The sequence below is a fragment of the Taibaiella lutea genome, assembly GCF_008629695.1.
In the GTDB taxonomy this organism is placed as follows: domain Bacteria; phylum Bacteroidota; class Bacteroidia; order Chitinophagales; family Chitinophagaceae; genus Taibaiella; species Taibaiella lutea.
The window spans coordinates 604,682-619,425 of the sequence record NZ_VWSH01000002.1 but is presented as its reverse complement, the minus strand read 5'-3'; the positions used below and the strand labels follow the sequence as shown (position 1 = coordinate 619,425).

General features: G+C 39.5%; 13 protein-coding genes. 9 read left to right on the top strand and 4 right to left on the bottom strand.

Annotated elements, in window-relative coordinates; genetic code table 11:
* Positions 1–69 precede the first annotated feature (69 nt).
* The 8 genes from F0919_RS09780 to F0919_RS09745 all read left to right on the top strand — a co-directional run bounded on the left by F0919_RS09780 (position 70) and on the right by F0919_RS09745 (position 7,643).
* A complete protein-coding gene (locus tag F0919_RS09780; protein WP_150032561.1) occupies positions 70–1,344 on the top strand; it encodes an ABC transporter permease in 1,275 nt (424 codons plus the stop codon).
* A 247-nt stretch (positions 1,345–1,591) separates the two neighbouring features.
* Positions 1,592–2,437, top strand: a complete 846-nt coding sequence (locus F0919_RS09775) for a cell division protein FtsX (RefSeq protein ID WP_150032560.1) — start codon at positions 1,592–1,594, stop codon at positions 2,435–2,437.
* 55 nt (positions 2,438–2,492) lie between these two features.
* Positions 2,493–2,774 carry a DUF3098 domain-containing protein gene (locus tag F0919_RS09770; RefSeq protein WP_150032559.1) on the top strand — a complete coding sequence of 94 codons (282 nt, stop codon included), beginning with the start codon at positions 2,493–2,495 and terminating at the stop codon, positions 2,772–2,774.
* A 234-nt stretch (positions 2,775–3,008) separates the two neighbouring features.
* Complete coding sequence (locus tag F0919_RS09765) at positions 3,009–4,343, top strand: phenylacetate--CoA ligase (RefSeq protein ID WP_150032558.1); 1,335 nt, start codon at positions 3,009–3,011, stop codon at positions 4,341–4,343.
* 329 nt (positions 4,344–4,672) lie between these two features.
* The gene (paaI, locus tag F0919_RS09760; RefSeq protein ID WP_150032557.1) at positions 4,673–5,092 is read left to right on the top strand and encodes a hydroxyphenylacetyl-CoA thioesterase PaaI; all 420 of its coding nucleotides are present in this window, start codon (positions 4,673–4,675) and stop codon (positions 5,090–5,092) included.
* Positions 5,093–5,277: 185 nt separating this feature from the next.
* A complete protein-coding gene (locus F0919_RS09755; RefSeq protein ID WP_150032556.1) occupies positions 5,278–6,189 on the top strand; it encodes an AEC family transporter in 912 nt (303 codons plus the stop codon).
* Between the two features lie 86 nt (positions 6,190–6,275).
* Positions 6,276–7,082: an alpha/beta fold hydrolase gene (locus F0919_RS09750; protein WP_150032555.1), complete on the top strand. Its 807-nt coding sequence runs from the start codon at positions 6,276–6,278 to the stop codon at positions 7,080–7,082.
* Between the two features lie 51 nt (positions 7,083–7,133).
* A complete protein-coding gene (locus F0919_RS09745; protein ID WP_150032554.1) occupies positions 7,134–7,643 on the top strand; it encodes a YdeI/OmpD-associated family protein in 510 nt (169 codons plus the stop codon).
* A gap of 3 nt (positions 7,644–7,646) precedes the next feature.
* Here F0919_RS09745 and F0919_RS09740 read toward each other — a convergent pair whose 3' ends face one another.
* From F0919_RS09740 to F0919_RS09730, 3 genes are read right to left on the bottom strand one after another with little or no spacing between them, the layout of a single operon-like run.
* Entirely contained in the window at positions 7,647–8,276 is a 630-nt protein-coding gene (locus F0919_RS09740; protein WP_150032553.1) for a uridine kinase family protein, read from the bottom strand.
* A 23-nt stretch (positions 8,277–8,299) separates the two neighbouring features.
* Positions 8,300–8,737: a DUF1801 domain-containing protein gene (locus tag F0919_RS09735; protein ID WP_150032552.1), complete on the bottom strand. Its 438-nt coding sequence runs from the start codon at positions 8,735–8,737 to the stop codon at positions 8,300–8,302.
* Between the two features lie 38 nt (positions 8,738–8,775).
* Positions 8,776–10,323, bottom strand: a complete 1,548-nt coding sequence (locus tag F0919_RS09730; RefSeq protein WP_150032551.1) for an HNH endonuclease — start codon at positions 10,321–10,323, stop codon at positions 8,776–8,778.
* A 522-nt stretch (positions 10,324–10,845) separates the two neighbouring features.
* On the opposite strand from F0919_RS09730, the gene F0919_RS09725 reads away from it, so the two are divergent.
* Entirely contained in the window at positions 10,846–12,828 is a 1,983-nt protein-coding gene (locus tag F0919_RS09725; protein ID WP_150032550.1) for a T9SS type A sorting domain-containing protein, read from the top strand.
* Positions 12,829–13,127: 299 nt separating this feature from the next.
* Here the strand turns inward: F0919_RS09725 and F0919_RS09720 are convergent, their stop codons facing one another.
* On the bottom strand, positions 13,128–14,735 hold the full coding sequence (locus tag F0919_RS09720; protein WP_150032549.1) for an FAD-binding oxidoreductase: 1,608 nt from the start codon (positions 14,733–14,735) through the stop codon (positions 13,128–13,130).
* Between the last annotated feature and the right edge of the window lie 9 nt (positions 14,736–14,744).

Below are 14,744 nucleotides of genomic sequence, written 5' to 3'. Positions count from 1 at the left end.
TCTCTTGCGAAGCAAAATTTAGATTTGAAAGAGATGGTTATTATTAATTTAGAACTTGGAATTTGAAACATGAAACTTACATTTGTCCCTCATAATTTCCTGTCCTGTTTGAATTTATCTTATTACATAGCAAAACGCATAGGCGCTAATAAAAAAGCTTCCTTTTCCCGGTTTATTATCAGACTGGCAACCGTGGCAACGGCATTGAGCGTAGCAGTAATGATTATTGCGGTGGCAACAGTGTTTGGATTTAAAGAAACTATTAAGGATAAGCTTTTTGTATTTTGGGGACAGATCCAGATTGCACCTTTTAATCCAAATCCGTCAACCATTATAAGTCTTGCGCCATTTGACTATAATGCTTCCCTTGAAAAACAAATTAAATCGGAACCTGAAGTAACAGCGGTACATCCTTTTGCCATAAAGGCAGCCATTCTGAATACCGGCACCACCATGCAGGGCATTAAGTTAAAAGGCGTGGAAAATGATTATGACTGGCAAAGCAATAATGCCATAAAGTTTGAAGGCTCGAAACCCGATTTTAATGTTCCGGAATATACACGCCAGATTGTTTTATCACAAACAATACTAAACAAACTGGATCGGAAAATCGGCGATACACTTATGGTCTGGTTCATTGACCCGGAACAGGAATTTCCCCGTGTAAGAAAATTACAGATTTGCGGCACCTACCACACGGGCATGGAAGAAATTGACAATAATTTTTCTATTTGTGATATAAGATTGCTCAGGCGGATTTCAAACTGGAATGATAAAGCAATCAATGGTTATCAGGTCAGCATAAGGGATTATGAACAATCCGACACTGTTGCAGAACATATTTACCAGAGATACCTGACGCCGCCAATGGACAGGACAACCATGAAGGATTTGTATGGCAATATTTACAGCTGGCTCGGACTCATGAATACAAATGCCTATGTTATCCTTTTCATTATGGCTATCGTGGCAATTATCAATATGGCAACGGCCTTGTTGATATTCATTATGGAACGTACCAATATGATAGGCACCTTAAAAGCCATCGGAATGCCGAATGCCAAATTGGAAAAAATATTTATGTATCATGCCGCTAATGTCGCCATCAAAGGTATTCTGTTTGGCACTGTATTTGGTCTTGGCCTTTGCCTTATACAACAATATACCCATTTCATTAAACTGGAAGAATCGGCCTACTATATGCAATATGTACCTATCAAAATAGTGTATTGGCAAATATTGCTGATTGACCTGGGAACTTTGTTAGCCTGCGTTTTGTTTATGCTGATTCCGGTTATAATGGTAAAAGGTATCAGTATTGTAAAAGCTTTGAGGTTTAAGTAATCGGTAATCCAACCTTTATGAGGTTTTAAACACTATAAAAGGTTAGGAATAAAATGCTCCGGGTTAAATAAGGTTAAAAATCCGTCCCGCCATCATTCATTTCCTTTATTTTGTTTTTTATTGAAATTAAATAGGCTGCTTTAGTTTCAAATTTTTATTTTTGCTTGCTTCCGTAAACATTTGTCGTGCGGAATAATAGTAAACAGCAATCGTTTATTATCCGGACAGGATAATTTAAATAATCAAAATGAAAAAAGCACCTTCATATATATATTCTATTATTGGTATTTCATTAGTTCTTTTCCTTTTGGGAACAATCGGATGGTTAGTAATTAACGGTCGCGGTATGTCCAAGTACTTTAAGGAACAAATGGAATTGCAGGTTATCCTTCATGACAATACCCGTGATGAAACAACCAAGCAACTGGAAGGTATTCTTCAGAAACAACCATTTGTAAGTAAGGCTACCATTGTTACAAAAGAAGAGGCTGCCACACAAATGCAAAAAGAAATGGGCGAAGATTTCATGCAGCTTTTAGATGTCAACCCTTTGTATTCTTCTATCTCTGTAAACCTGCGTTCCGATTATGTAAATACCGACAGCATCAATAAGATTAAAGCCTTTTTGATGCAAAGCAATATTGTAAGGGAAGTAACTTACGAAAAGGTAGTAGTTGATCAGATGAATGCAACATTCAGGAAATTCGGCCTGGTATTGGGTGCCATTGCGTTAATATTATTTATTGCGGTTATTATTATTATCGACAATACCGTAAGATTGGCCATGTTCAGTAATCGTTTGTTGATAAAAACCATGCAAATGGTAGGCGCTACAAGGTGGTTTATTGCAAAACCTTTCGACAAAAAAGCCATTACCACAGGCTTGCTCAGCGGTCTGATAGCAATCATAGGGCTATATCTTTTGAAGTATGCAGCAAGTTCTTATATTCCTCAAATGGTTATTTTTAATGACGGAACCTCGTTGGCCATTCTTTCATTGGTAATATTATTGGTCGGAGTACTGATTTCCGTTCTGAGTACGCACCGTTCCGTAATCAAATACCTGAAACTAAAACTCGACGACCTTTATTAAAAACTTTATTACATTCCAATAAAAACACTAATTTTAGCCCTTTAAAAAATATAAAATGGCAGTAGTTAATTCTCCAAAAAAATCACCGGCATCCAAGAACACGCTGTTCCTTTTCGACAAAACAAATTACTATATCATGTTTGCCGGAATAGGCCTGATTCTTTTAGGTTTTATATTAATGGCAGGCGGTAAAAGCCAGGATCCGCATGTTTTCAACAAAGAAGAAATCTATAGCTTCCGCCGTATTACATTAGCACCGTTTCTAATCATCGCAGGTTTTGTAGTGGAAGTGGTAGCGATCATGAGAAAACCCAAAACCACTCAAGAGAAAATCTAATTTATTCAAATACTTTAAAGCGGTTTGAGACTTCAGTTTCAAACCGCTTTTTTTATTGTGCGAAAGATTCCCTTGACACAGGATAACTCCACCTTTCCATTTTCGCCGTCGCGCCGCTGCGAGAACCTTATCCCAAAGCTTCAGCTCCAAAAATTGACATAACTCATAAACGGGCACACAATCATCATCCTTATTCATTTTCGTTTTAACTTTAAAAATTAAATCAACGATTGTATGTCACTTTTCAATAAAGAAATAGAGACAATGCCTTTAGACAAATTAAGGTCATTGCAAAACAAGAATCTTAAAGACAAAGTAGAACAGCTTTATGCCAAAGTTCCGTTTTACAAACAGCTTTTTGATAGTAACGGCATTGCTCCCAAAGACATACAAACAGTTCATGATCTCTACAAAATACCTTTCACCAAAAAGAATGCATTACGTGACAACTACCCGTTCGGGTTATTTACAGTTCCCAAAAATGAAGTGGCAAGATTGCATTGCAGCAGCGGCACAACCGGGAAACCCATTGTTGTAGGTTATACCTGGCATGATTTGGAAATCTTTTCGGAAGTAGTAGCACGTTCTTTAGCCGCAGCAGGTTGTAAACCCAGCATGCTTTTGCAAAATGCATATGGCTACGGATTATTTACCGGAGGCTTGGGTTTGCATTATGGCGCTGAAAAATTAGGCATGACGGTATTGCCCATATCAGGCGGCGGAACAGAGAAACAATTAATGCTGATGCGCGATTTTGAAAGCGATGCCATTTGTTGCACCCCATCTTACGCATTGACACTTGCCGAAGAAATCAGGAAACAGGGAATCGACCCTTCATCCATAAAATTAAAGTATGCCATATTAGGAGCAGAGCCCTGGACGGAAGGTATCAGAACGGATGTGGAAAAAGGATTAAGGCTTTCTGCAAGCAATATATATGGTTTGAGCGAAATAATGGGGCCGGGTGTTTCTTCTGAAGACTTTGAAGAAAAAGGCACCGGAAGTTATATCTGGGAAGATCACTTCTATCCTGAAATTGTTGATAAAGATACCGGAGAACCGCTGCCTTATGGAAGCCAAGGTGTGCTGACATTTACCACACTTACCAAAGAAGCGATGCCCCTCCTCCGTTTCTGGACAAATGACATTACAAGTCTTTCGTACGAAAAGAGCAATAAGCGGACACATATCAAAATGGCTCCCATAGCAGGCAGGGCAGATGACATGCTGATTATAAGAGGCGTTAATTTATTTCACACACAAGTGGAAGCCATATTGGAATTTATTCCGGAGCTAAGCCTTAATTATCAGCTGATCGTTTCCAGAACCGGAACAATGGACGAAGTGGAAGTATGCGCCGAAGTTGACAGGAATCTGCATGAAGCCATTCAAAAAGAACAAGATGTCCCGCTGCAAAATGATCGCTTTCAAAAAGCCTTGCAACTACTGAAAAAGAAGATCAAAGACGATATAGGTTTAAGCATGAAAATCACGCTAATGATGCCTGAAAGTATTCCAAGGAGTGACGGAGGAAAGCTGAATAGGATTATTGACAAAAGAAAAGGGTAATATAATAATATCTATTTCCCGCGGCGACGCCGCGACGCTGCGGGAAAATCTCACATTCAAAGCAGTATTATTCAGCCGGAAATATTTAGAAATTAGAGTAATTGCATACCATATTCAATTGCCGTCGATGTCAACCAGTGTCATTATCTTAAGATATTATCCTGATTAGAAACCCCATCCCAGCCTTCCCCAAAGGGGAAGGGGGCGAGAGTAAATAGGATTAGAGCTTCGTCGTTTTCGCGTCCTCCTCTCCTTCGGAGGGGATTGAGGGGAGGTAACACCATAAGTTAATGACAGTGGGTTTCAACCAACGAATAAAAAACAAAACAATGACACAAAGCATAACACCTCAGGAAGTTTTTAAAATAATGAATGAACGCGATAGGTTCAGCAATTGGCTTGGCCTGCAGGTCGATAAAGTTGATTCCGGTTATTGCAAGCTACATTATACCGTTAAAGAAGACATGCTTAATGGCTTTGAACGCATTCATGGCGGCGTACTCTTCTCTGCATCTGATTCGGCTTTTGCTTTCGCCTGTAACTCACATGGCATTATCACCGTTGCGCTGGATGTCTCTATTACTTTTACAAAACCATGTTTTGCAGGAGAGGTCTTAACGGTAGAAGCTCAGGAGTTACATCTGGGAAATAAAACAGGGTTATACGATATCAGGACAACCAATGAAAAAGGAGAACTCGTTTGTTTGTTTAAGGGAACAGCCTACCGCACTTCCCTGCCTGTTCAGTAATCTTTAAAAAGGTAATTAATAACGTCATTAACTTAAACCTATAAGGTTTTAAAAACCTTATAGGTTTCCTGAAATGTAATCAAAAACAGACAAGCCAGAGTGATTAAGCTAATGATATTAAACTGATTTCATAAAAACAAGTAGGATGCTTTTGAAGAAAAGCTGCAAATTGCGGCCTCGTTTCTATGGCTAACTTTATTATAATTGCGATCTGTATGATTGCCGGCATCTTATTCCGGCGTTCGGGTGCTTTACCCAAAGATGCGCACAAAGGCATTAATGCATGGCTTATTTACCTTGCCCTTCCTGCTGTTTCTTTCAAGTATTTACCGCATATACAATGGACCAGAGACTTATTGGTACCCGCTTTGTCACCCATTGTGATATGGCTTTGTGGATGGCTTTATATCACCTTATATTCCAGGCGGCAAAAAGGCATGTCACGTTCCACTCAGGGAGGTTTGAAACTGGTGGCAGGATTAAGCAATACTTCCTTTGTAGGTTTTCCTTTAATCATGGCCTATTTCAGCGAAAAAGAGTTGGGCATCGGTATTATCTGTGACCAGGTAACATTTACACTTCTGTCAACCATAGGCATCATCATCGCCATTCGCTCTTCTCAAAAACAAAAGCTTACGGCGAGAGTGGTCTTAAAAAAAGTGCTGACCTTCCCGCCATTGATAGGATGTGTGGCTGCACTGACCATTCCTCATTTTATAGATATCAATCCGCTGAATCCCTTGTTCGATAAGCTTGCAGGCACCGTAGGACCGTTGGCATTGTTCTCTATAGGCTTACAATTAAAGTTTTCCGGCTGGCGTGGCGAAATGAAACACATTGCCTTTACGCTTTTTTATAAACTGATGCTCGCGCCATTCATTGTCTTTGGCATCGTAGTGGCTTTAGGACTGAAAGGCATCATTCCTCAAATAAGTATTTTTGAAGCCGCCATGCCCACGTTGCTCACATCGGGCATCATTGCAGACCAATATAATCTTAATCCCAAATTAGCCAATCTTGTGGTAGGCCTGGGAATTTGCATTTCCATGATTACAACAGGTATCTGGTTTCTTATTTTAAGATGGCATTTTGGATAGCCTGTTTTGTTATCTAAAAAATTAGCCCTGTAAGGGTTCTAAACCCTTACAGGACTAAGCAAACATTAAAAATAAGTCTTACGAAAATGACACACACCATAACCAACAACACAATCACCATCCGTGATTTCGAATTAAATATACAGCAGGGAATACTCCATCCGGAAAATAAAACCATTGTCTTCCTTCACGATTCTTTAGGCTGTAATGCCTTATGGCGAAGCTTTCCGGAGCAATTGGCCGCATCATCGGGTTTGAATTATATGATGTATGACAGGCGTGGTTACGGCTTATCAGACCCATTCTCTGATGAGCAAAGGACAAAGGATTACATGGAAGCCGAAGCAACTATTCTGATGGAATTACTGGAGCAACTGCATATTGAAAATCCTGTCTTATTCGGACACAGCGATGGCGGCACCATAGCCTTAATAGCTGCCGCAAAACATCCCGATGCATTTACAGCCGTTATTACCGAAGGCGCACATGTTTTTGTAGAAGAAATTACATTGGACGGTATAGCACATACCAAATACCAATATCAAACCACCAATCTTAAAGAACGGCTGCAAAAATATCATGGCAATAAAACGGAAGCCCTATTCCATGCCTGGACGGAAACCTGGCTAAGGAATGATTTCAGGGACTGGAATATAGAACATTTCTTACCTGCGATAACCTGTCCGGTCATGGTAATACAGGGCGTAGAAGATGAATTCGGAAGCTATGAACAAGTACAATTTATTGCCAATAATACATCGGGAGCAAAACAAATCTGCATGGTGAACAATGCAGGCCATTCGCCACACAAGCAAAGCGAGCTATGGCTTATCAATGAATGTTGCAGGTTTCTGGAGGACAGCGCCCGTCATGCAGATAGTGTTGCAAAATAGAAAATCACTACATTTATCATTGCGATTCATTCTTAAACAGGAACAGGAAAGATGATTCAATACAAAACCATCATCCACAAATTTGACGAACAAGGCGAAAAAACCGGCTGGACTTATATTGAAATTCCGGCAGACCTCGCACAGGAGCTTTTTCCCGGCAATAAAAAATCATTCAGGGTAAAAGGTATGCTGGATAAATTCCCTATTCATAATGTAGCATTAATGCCTATGGGCGATGGCTGTTTTATAATGGCTGTCAATGCTCAAATGCGGAAAGGCATTGCAAAAAAACACGGAGCCATGCTGGATGTAAAGATTGAAAAAGATGATTCAGGAATACCTGTACATCCCGAATTGATAGCCTGTCTTGAAGAGGATGAAGACGCAAAGCAATATTTTGAAAGCCTTGCACCATCCCATCGTTTGTATTTCAGCAAATGGATAAGCGATGCCAAAACGGAACCTACCAAAGTTAAAAGGTTGACACAATGCATACTGGCATTGTCGCAAAATAAGGATTACGGAACCATGATAAGAGAGCAGAAGGCAAACAGGATGTGATTCCTATGCAATACGATAACTGTAATGTTCATCTACATTTATAATCAGGTTGGCATAATGACGGTCGGGCAAAACATAGGCGTTAAATTCCATCATCTCTGATGCAATCTTTTCTCCTGCAGTCTCTTCGTCAAATCCTCTTTTACTGACATTGGCACGGAGCCTCATTTTCCTTAGTATTTCATCTTCTGCATGAATAAAAATACCGAATGATGTGTGTTGCCTTATTTGTTGGTTGAAAGCATGTATTCCTTCTATTATGTAAACCTTTGAAGGTCGCATTACTATGCCTTCATCTGAATTTCTTCCTGTCTTGTTATCATAGGCGTAATACCTGTATGTTTGGTTTTTCCTTAATAACGCCAACACATTCAGCAGTGCGTCTATATTCAATGATTGCGGATTATAGCCACTTATGCCAAGCTTGTTTCTTTCCTGTCTTTCAAGCATGAAGGAATCTGTTGAAAGGAAATTACAGGTGATACTCATGGCAGAAAGTACTTCAGCTATGACTTTTGCAAACGTGCTCTTACCGGTATCAGCACAACCACAGATTGAAATAAAAAGAACCTGATTTTCACTGCTGAGTTTATATTTTACTTCATCAAGAATCTGCTCTATAATTACACTCATCAAATTTCATTTGTACTTAATCATTAATTCGCCTTTTCATCCTGCATTTCAAACCTATCCCTTATCACCGTTTCCAGCACACCCACATTTATGTCTTTCAGCTTTTTGAACTTAATGCAATATCCTGTCACACTTGCCTTGCCAATCTTTTCTCCATACGTTTTGGCTAAGTAGGTCTTATCATCGATGCCCATGATATAGACAGAGATGCCGGTTGTATTTGCACTCATACCAATCTGATAAAATTCCCTTGTTTTTCCATCGGCATATTTAATAGTGTAAGCCCCATAACCGATATTAGGATTGGAAACCGTTTTATTCTCACCGTCCTTACCATCCAGGAACCATAATTTACATTCCGGCTTTATTTCCAGAATGGTGTTGTGCAATTCCTGCATGTCACTGCGTTTGGATTCAGGCTGACTCGCAATGTAGTCCTTGATTTGATCTTGTATATTCATATAAAATATAAAATTCGGTTTAACGACTATTGATGTAATTAATTTTTGAATGTGGTATTACAATAAGGATGAGCTAATTGCCCATTATCAATTATTCCAAGACCACCATCTTCCTTTCGTTTTATATGATCAACCGTAATCGAATTTTTATGTATTAAAGAGTTACATATACTACATTTTATTGGATTTTTTAAAGCACTTAGTAAAAAAATACCCGATTTTGTTTCGGTTGAAAAGTCTTTTCTTAAATATTCATCGTAATCAATTTTTTCTGGATTAATATAGTCAAAATCTTGATTTCTTTGAAAACTCAATAATATCTCGTTCTCAGTTTTACCATTTTGCAGTTGAGTAATTATATGCAAAAATAAATTACTTAACTTTCTATAGCTTTTTAACCCGCTACCGAATTTTGTATTAGTCTGGTTCACGATACTTTTATAACTCATTAAAAAATCTTCAAAATTACTTCTCACTTCGATAAATTTATTTAATGCTTCTGGCTTTGTTTCTAGGCCCTGCATTATATACAATATTGTATAAAATGCAGTTACTTGATACCTTCCTGTTGTACTATAGAAATATATCGCTGGATGCAACCCTAAAGAGGAAGCATGAGTGCCAGTTATTCTGTTTAGTCTTTTTTTTGTTTTTTTTAAGTAATTAATGGTTTCGGTTCCATCCAAATCGTCAATCAAATCAATATCACTTTTAATATCATTTGTGATATTAATTAAATCAAGAATTAATGAAAGAGTTTGAGTAGAGTATCCTTTCCCAGCTAAAGGGACATCTAATGTTTTAATCGGCGTTTCAAGTTTTGGCGTAAAAAGTAAGTCATTAATATCCTTTGCTAAATTTTCAATTTCAGTTTGCCTTTCATTAGTAAATTTTGACCAATATTTATGCCCTGTTCCTGACCTAATAATTGCTCTAGCGGCAATTGAATTGGGTTTCTTTCTTGATTTTAGTAATTTTTTTTCAGTATCATTAATTGGAGAAGCCTGCTCATTAATTTTAAAAAAAGAAGCTTCGGCTTTACTGGAATCACCACGAACCCATTGGAGTTGTATAGTTAATGTAGCTAACTTCTTAGCTCTTTCAAGCATTTCAGAAGTCACTTTGTCCTGATTTGTGATTGCATACTTATGGTCATTATAAGTGCCGAATTTCTTTTTAATTAACCTTCTTGTTTTATCTGCAATTTCTGCCTGTTCAAGTGAAATACTATATTCGAAAAAGGATTGAGAAATTACACCATCTCCATAATCGTCTGTTACCCAAGCTATGATTGCACTTAACCTATGTGCACCATCAATTACAAAATTATATCCTCCAGAGTTCCAAAAAATTACAGCAGGAATTAAGTCTCCATCCAAAAAGCTTTGAATTAAATCACAAACTTTTTCAGGTGTCCATTCTGAAGTTTCTCTTTGAAAATCAGGTTTACGTAAAGTTTGATATAGAAATGAACCCGATTCTAAATCTCTAACCTGAATAGCAGGTAAGCTCTGTGAAGGAGTTTGATTATTATCTTTAATCTCAAAGTCTTCTCTTGGTATTAATGCGTCTAAATTAGCTGTCATTTAGTTTATTTTTAAATTTCCTTTTTTTGGTGTTTTCTCTAAAAACAACGATTTGTTCCAACAATATTACCCAATCAAAACCACAAAAAAGAATCCCACCCATGGGGAAATTCCCCCTTTTTTAACCGATTTATCTCCTACCTCGTCCCAAACGATGTACCACCTCGTAGTTTAGTAGGTCCACCTCGTGATTTACGAGGTACCACCTCGTGGTTTAGCAGGTTAACCTCGTGGTTTACGAGGTATCACCTCGTGATTTAGTAGGTCAACCTCGTGATTTAAGAGGTATCACCTCGTGGTTTAGTAGGTCAACCTCGTGATTTAAGAGGTATCACCTCGTGGTTTAGTAGGTCAACCTCGTGATTTACGAGGCATCACCTCGTGCCGAACGAGGTGCACATGTTATTTCCCTACGTTAAGTTTTAAAAAGATTTAACAACCACAGGTAGGGTATTTTTCCGGCCTCTTGTCTCCTTATCACAAACCAATATTTAAACTCAAACCGTAATAATATTAACATCAATGATATCAAAGAAAATACTGCTGCTATGTGCGGCGGTGGGGACGCTTATTACAAATAGCGCAAACGCACAGGTATTTATCTCGCAAGATTTCGATTCGGTAAGCAATCCGGCACTCCCTACGGGCTGGGCATCATCTCCCGCATCGCTATGGGTTACAGGAGCGCCGGATAACATTACACCCAATGCATTAAGCGCTTTAAATTTTTCACTTAACAATCCTGCACACACAAAGGCAATTGGCATTGACGGCACACAGGCGACTGCAGATGCGGCAATATTATCTTTACCAACCATTTCGCTTCCGGCATCAGCGGTAAATGCTATTCTGGAATATGATGTTGCCTACTTTGGCATTCAGTCAAATGCTACACCTCCTGAAACCGAAAGCCTGATCCTTATCGTTTCGACAGATGGCGGCGGTACATGGTCCGATGTATCATTTGTAGCTCCGTTAAGCGATCCCGCCAGCATGTTATGGGAAACAAGGTCATTGCCTGTGGGTACTTATGCCGGTCAGAGCAATCTTAAGTTCGGCTTTCGGTATAACAATCAGGGTGGCAATCTGATTGGAGCCGCGCTTGATAATATTAAATTGGTAAATGGTATTGACGGTAAGGTGATTACGGCTTTTGCAGGAGACCATCCCGATCCTTCAACCGGCATAGGCTATCAGTTTTCAGGCTCCAGTGCCACACTTACCGGAACAGTTAAAAATACAGGCTCTGTTACCATCAATAGTTATCATATTAAATACAAAGTTGGCACCGGCGCAGTACAATCATCTTCATTAATTTCGACCCCTTTGGCACCTTTAGCTTCTGTAAACTTCCCGGCAGGGCTGACAGTAGCCATACCTGCCAATAATAGCTATTCCATTAAAGCCTGGATAGAAGCAGCAGGTGATGTGGATCATACCAACGATACGACCTCTCTCACAACTGTTGGCATACCTTACCTTCCTGTTAAAAGGCCCCTTTTTGAAGAAGGCACAGGTACCTGGTGCGGCTGGTGCCCGCGCGGAGCTGTGTTTATGGATAAATTTCATGCTAATCATTCCAATGGCGTTGCCAGCCAGATTGCCGTCCATAACAATGACCCCATGATGGTAGCTGATTACAATAGCTATATGGCTAATTATGCGGGTGGCTTTCCAAATCTCGTTATTGACCGTACCATTGTAAAAGACCCCAGAGATATCGATAGCGCTTTTATTATAGCGCAAAATAATTTTAGCTTTGCAGACTTTATAATGGATGCCCCGATCATCAATGGCAACACGGTTTCCATACCTGTGGCTATTAAACCGGTAGTAACGATTACTAACCCTAAACTGGCTTTGGTAATAACAGAAAGCAATGTGAAAGGATCGGGTTCCAACTGGCCGCAGAACAATTACTATTCAGGCGGAGGCAGTGGCGTAATGGGCGGATGGGAAAATGAAGCCTCTCATGTGGACGGCGTATATTTTCACTTTGTAGCACGCAGCATAACTCCTTCGGCAGGCGGCAATAGCGGACACCTGCCTTCCACATTAGTTGCAGGCACGGTGTATAGAGACACCTTAACAGCAACATTAAACAGTGAATGGAAGACAAATAACCTGCAATATGTAGCGCTATTTATTAATGGCAACAATACTTCTGTTATGAATACGGCTTCCAGCGCATCACCAACTTTATTACCCGCATTGGGCAACAGTACAGCAATAACAAATATAGAAAGTGGTATAGAAGGGGCTGCTATATATCCTAATCCTACATCAGGCAAAAGCTATCTTAGCGTTAAAATAAAAGACGAAGGAAAGACCGTTTTAACAGTATCGGATATTGCAGGCAGAAAGCTCTTCAGCACAACGCAACAAATGCATTCCGGAAACAATACCGTTGAAATAGAAACAGGCAATCTTGCTACCGGCAGCTATTTCATAACTTTTACAACAGAAAAAGAAAACGTCACATTGCGGTTACAGGTGGTCAAATAACCCCACCCGTCATCCCGACCGGAATAAAAATCATTCTGTTAAACTCATCTATCACATAAAAGAATTGACAACTTTTTAAAAAGTTGTCAATTCTAAACTACAATTACGGTTACAAGTTGTTAAATAGTTTCTGTTCGTTATCCCGACCGGAATAACGCAATGACAATGGAGTGATTTTTATGGAACGGAGGAATCTCTTAAAGGTGCGTTAATTCAACGTCAGGGAGATCTCTCCGCTACGCATTTTTATTCCGCTGCCACTTCACAAAAACACTTCGGTCGAGATGACGGTATGTGTCTTAAGCCGGTCTTACACTCTGCGGATACCGGAACATTTCCTCTTTATCATATCTGGATTTTACCTTTTGCAGGCGGGCATAATTATCGCCGTAATAAGAGGCTTCCCAATCTTTAAAATTAATATCCGGATAGTTTCTGTAATGCGCCGTTACGCCACCTTCCCTGAATAAAGTCTGAATGTTTTCAAATGCAGCTACAAGCTTTGCTTCCTGGCTTTCATTATCCCAATAAGCCTGCAGCTCACCCAAATAAGGTAAATGCCGGTGCGGGTAGCAGGAACTTTGTTCAAATGCGGCATCTGCAATCATGCCGCCCAATGTATTTATCTGAAAGACTATTCCCTTATTCTGAAGCACCGTATTAAAAAGGCTATCTTTTATCTTCAGGATATCATCTTTACCCTGGTACAATCCGGCAGAAGCATTCTTAAAGTAAATAGGTCCTTTTCTGCCGTAATAACGTTTCATAGCCTTTGGCAAATCAGCCTGTAAGGTAGGACTTACGGTATCTGCAATAGAAGTTAATGGTAAAATGATATTGCTGAAATCGGCATGATGGTTATAATTGGTTATTAAAACCGTCAGCGTATTGTTATTAAGCACATAAGCGGCAAAGCCATCCTGCGGCAACTTCTCGCTTACATCAAACCATGCATTAATGGTTTGTTCAAACTTAGCTGCATCCATGCTTCTGAACTTCAATACATAGCTGTCGAATGCCGGCGGCATATCATGCGTCCTGAACCTGAAAGAAGTTACCACACCAAAATTACCATTTCCCCCACCCTTGCAGGCCCATAGCAATTCTTTGTCTTCAGCCGTATCATATACCTTTCCGTCGGCCGCAATCATTTTTAGCTGCAAAAGATTATCACAAGTCAGCCCGTACTTCCTGCTGAAAAAACCATAGCCACCACCTAAAGTAAGGCCAGCAATACCGACTGTTCCGCAGGAACCTGCGGGCAGTAATCTTTTCTTCGCAAAAAACGCAGCCTGTATATCCTGCAATAAACACCCCGGCTCTACTTCCACCTCATTATTCTCAAGCCATGTTATCTTTTTCATCTGCGAAAGGTTAATAACCATGCCACCGTTGTTGCTGGAGAAGCCTTCAAAGCTGTGCCCGCCGCTTTTCACGGCTACCTGTAGTTTTTCTTCTCTTGCTTTTCTTATAGCAAACTGAATGCCTTTTTCGGTTTTACAGATAGCTATATATTTTGGCAGAAAATGCAGACGCTTATTAAATCCCTGATTGAATTTTTCATAAGCTTCGTCATTGCGCGTAAGCATTAAAACATCTGCTTCGGTCACATCAATGGTTTCATTTCCCTTATCTTCATTCACACCGGCAGCGCCAATGCCTGAATGACCTTCTTCTTTTTTGCTTTCCGAATTAAAACAGCCTATAAAGGGCATGAAAACCAAGCCCAGACCCATTATCTTCAAAAATTCCCTTTTGGTATAAGCCATGATGATATTATTGTTTTTTTTATATTGTAATACAAGCCCAACTTTACTCGTTATCTCGACCGGAATCATTTTATGGAATGAAATAGAATAAAATGATGAAGTGGTGCGATATCCCAACATATATACAAGCTCGCACAAGATGACGAT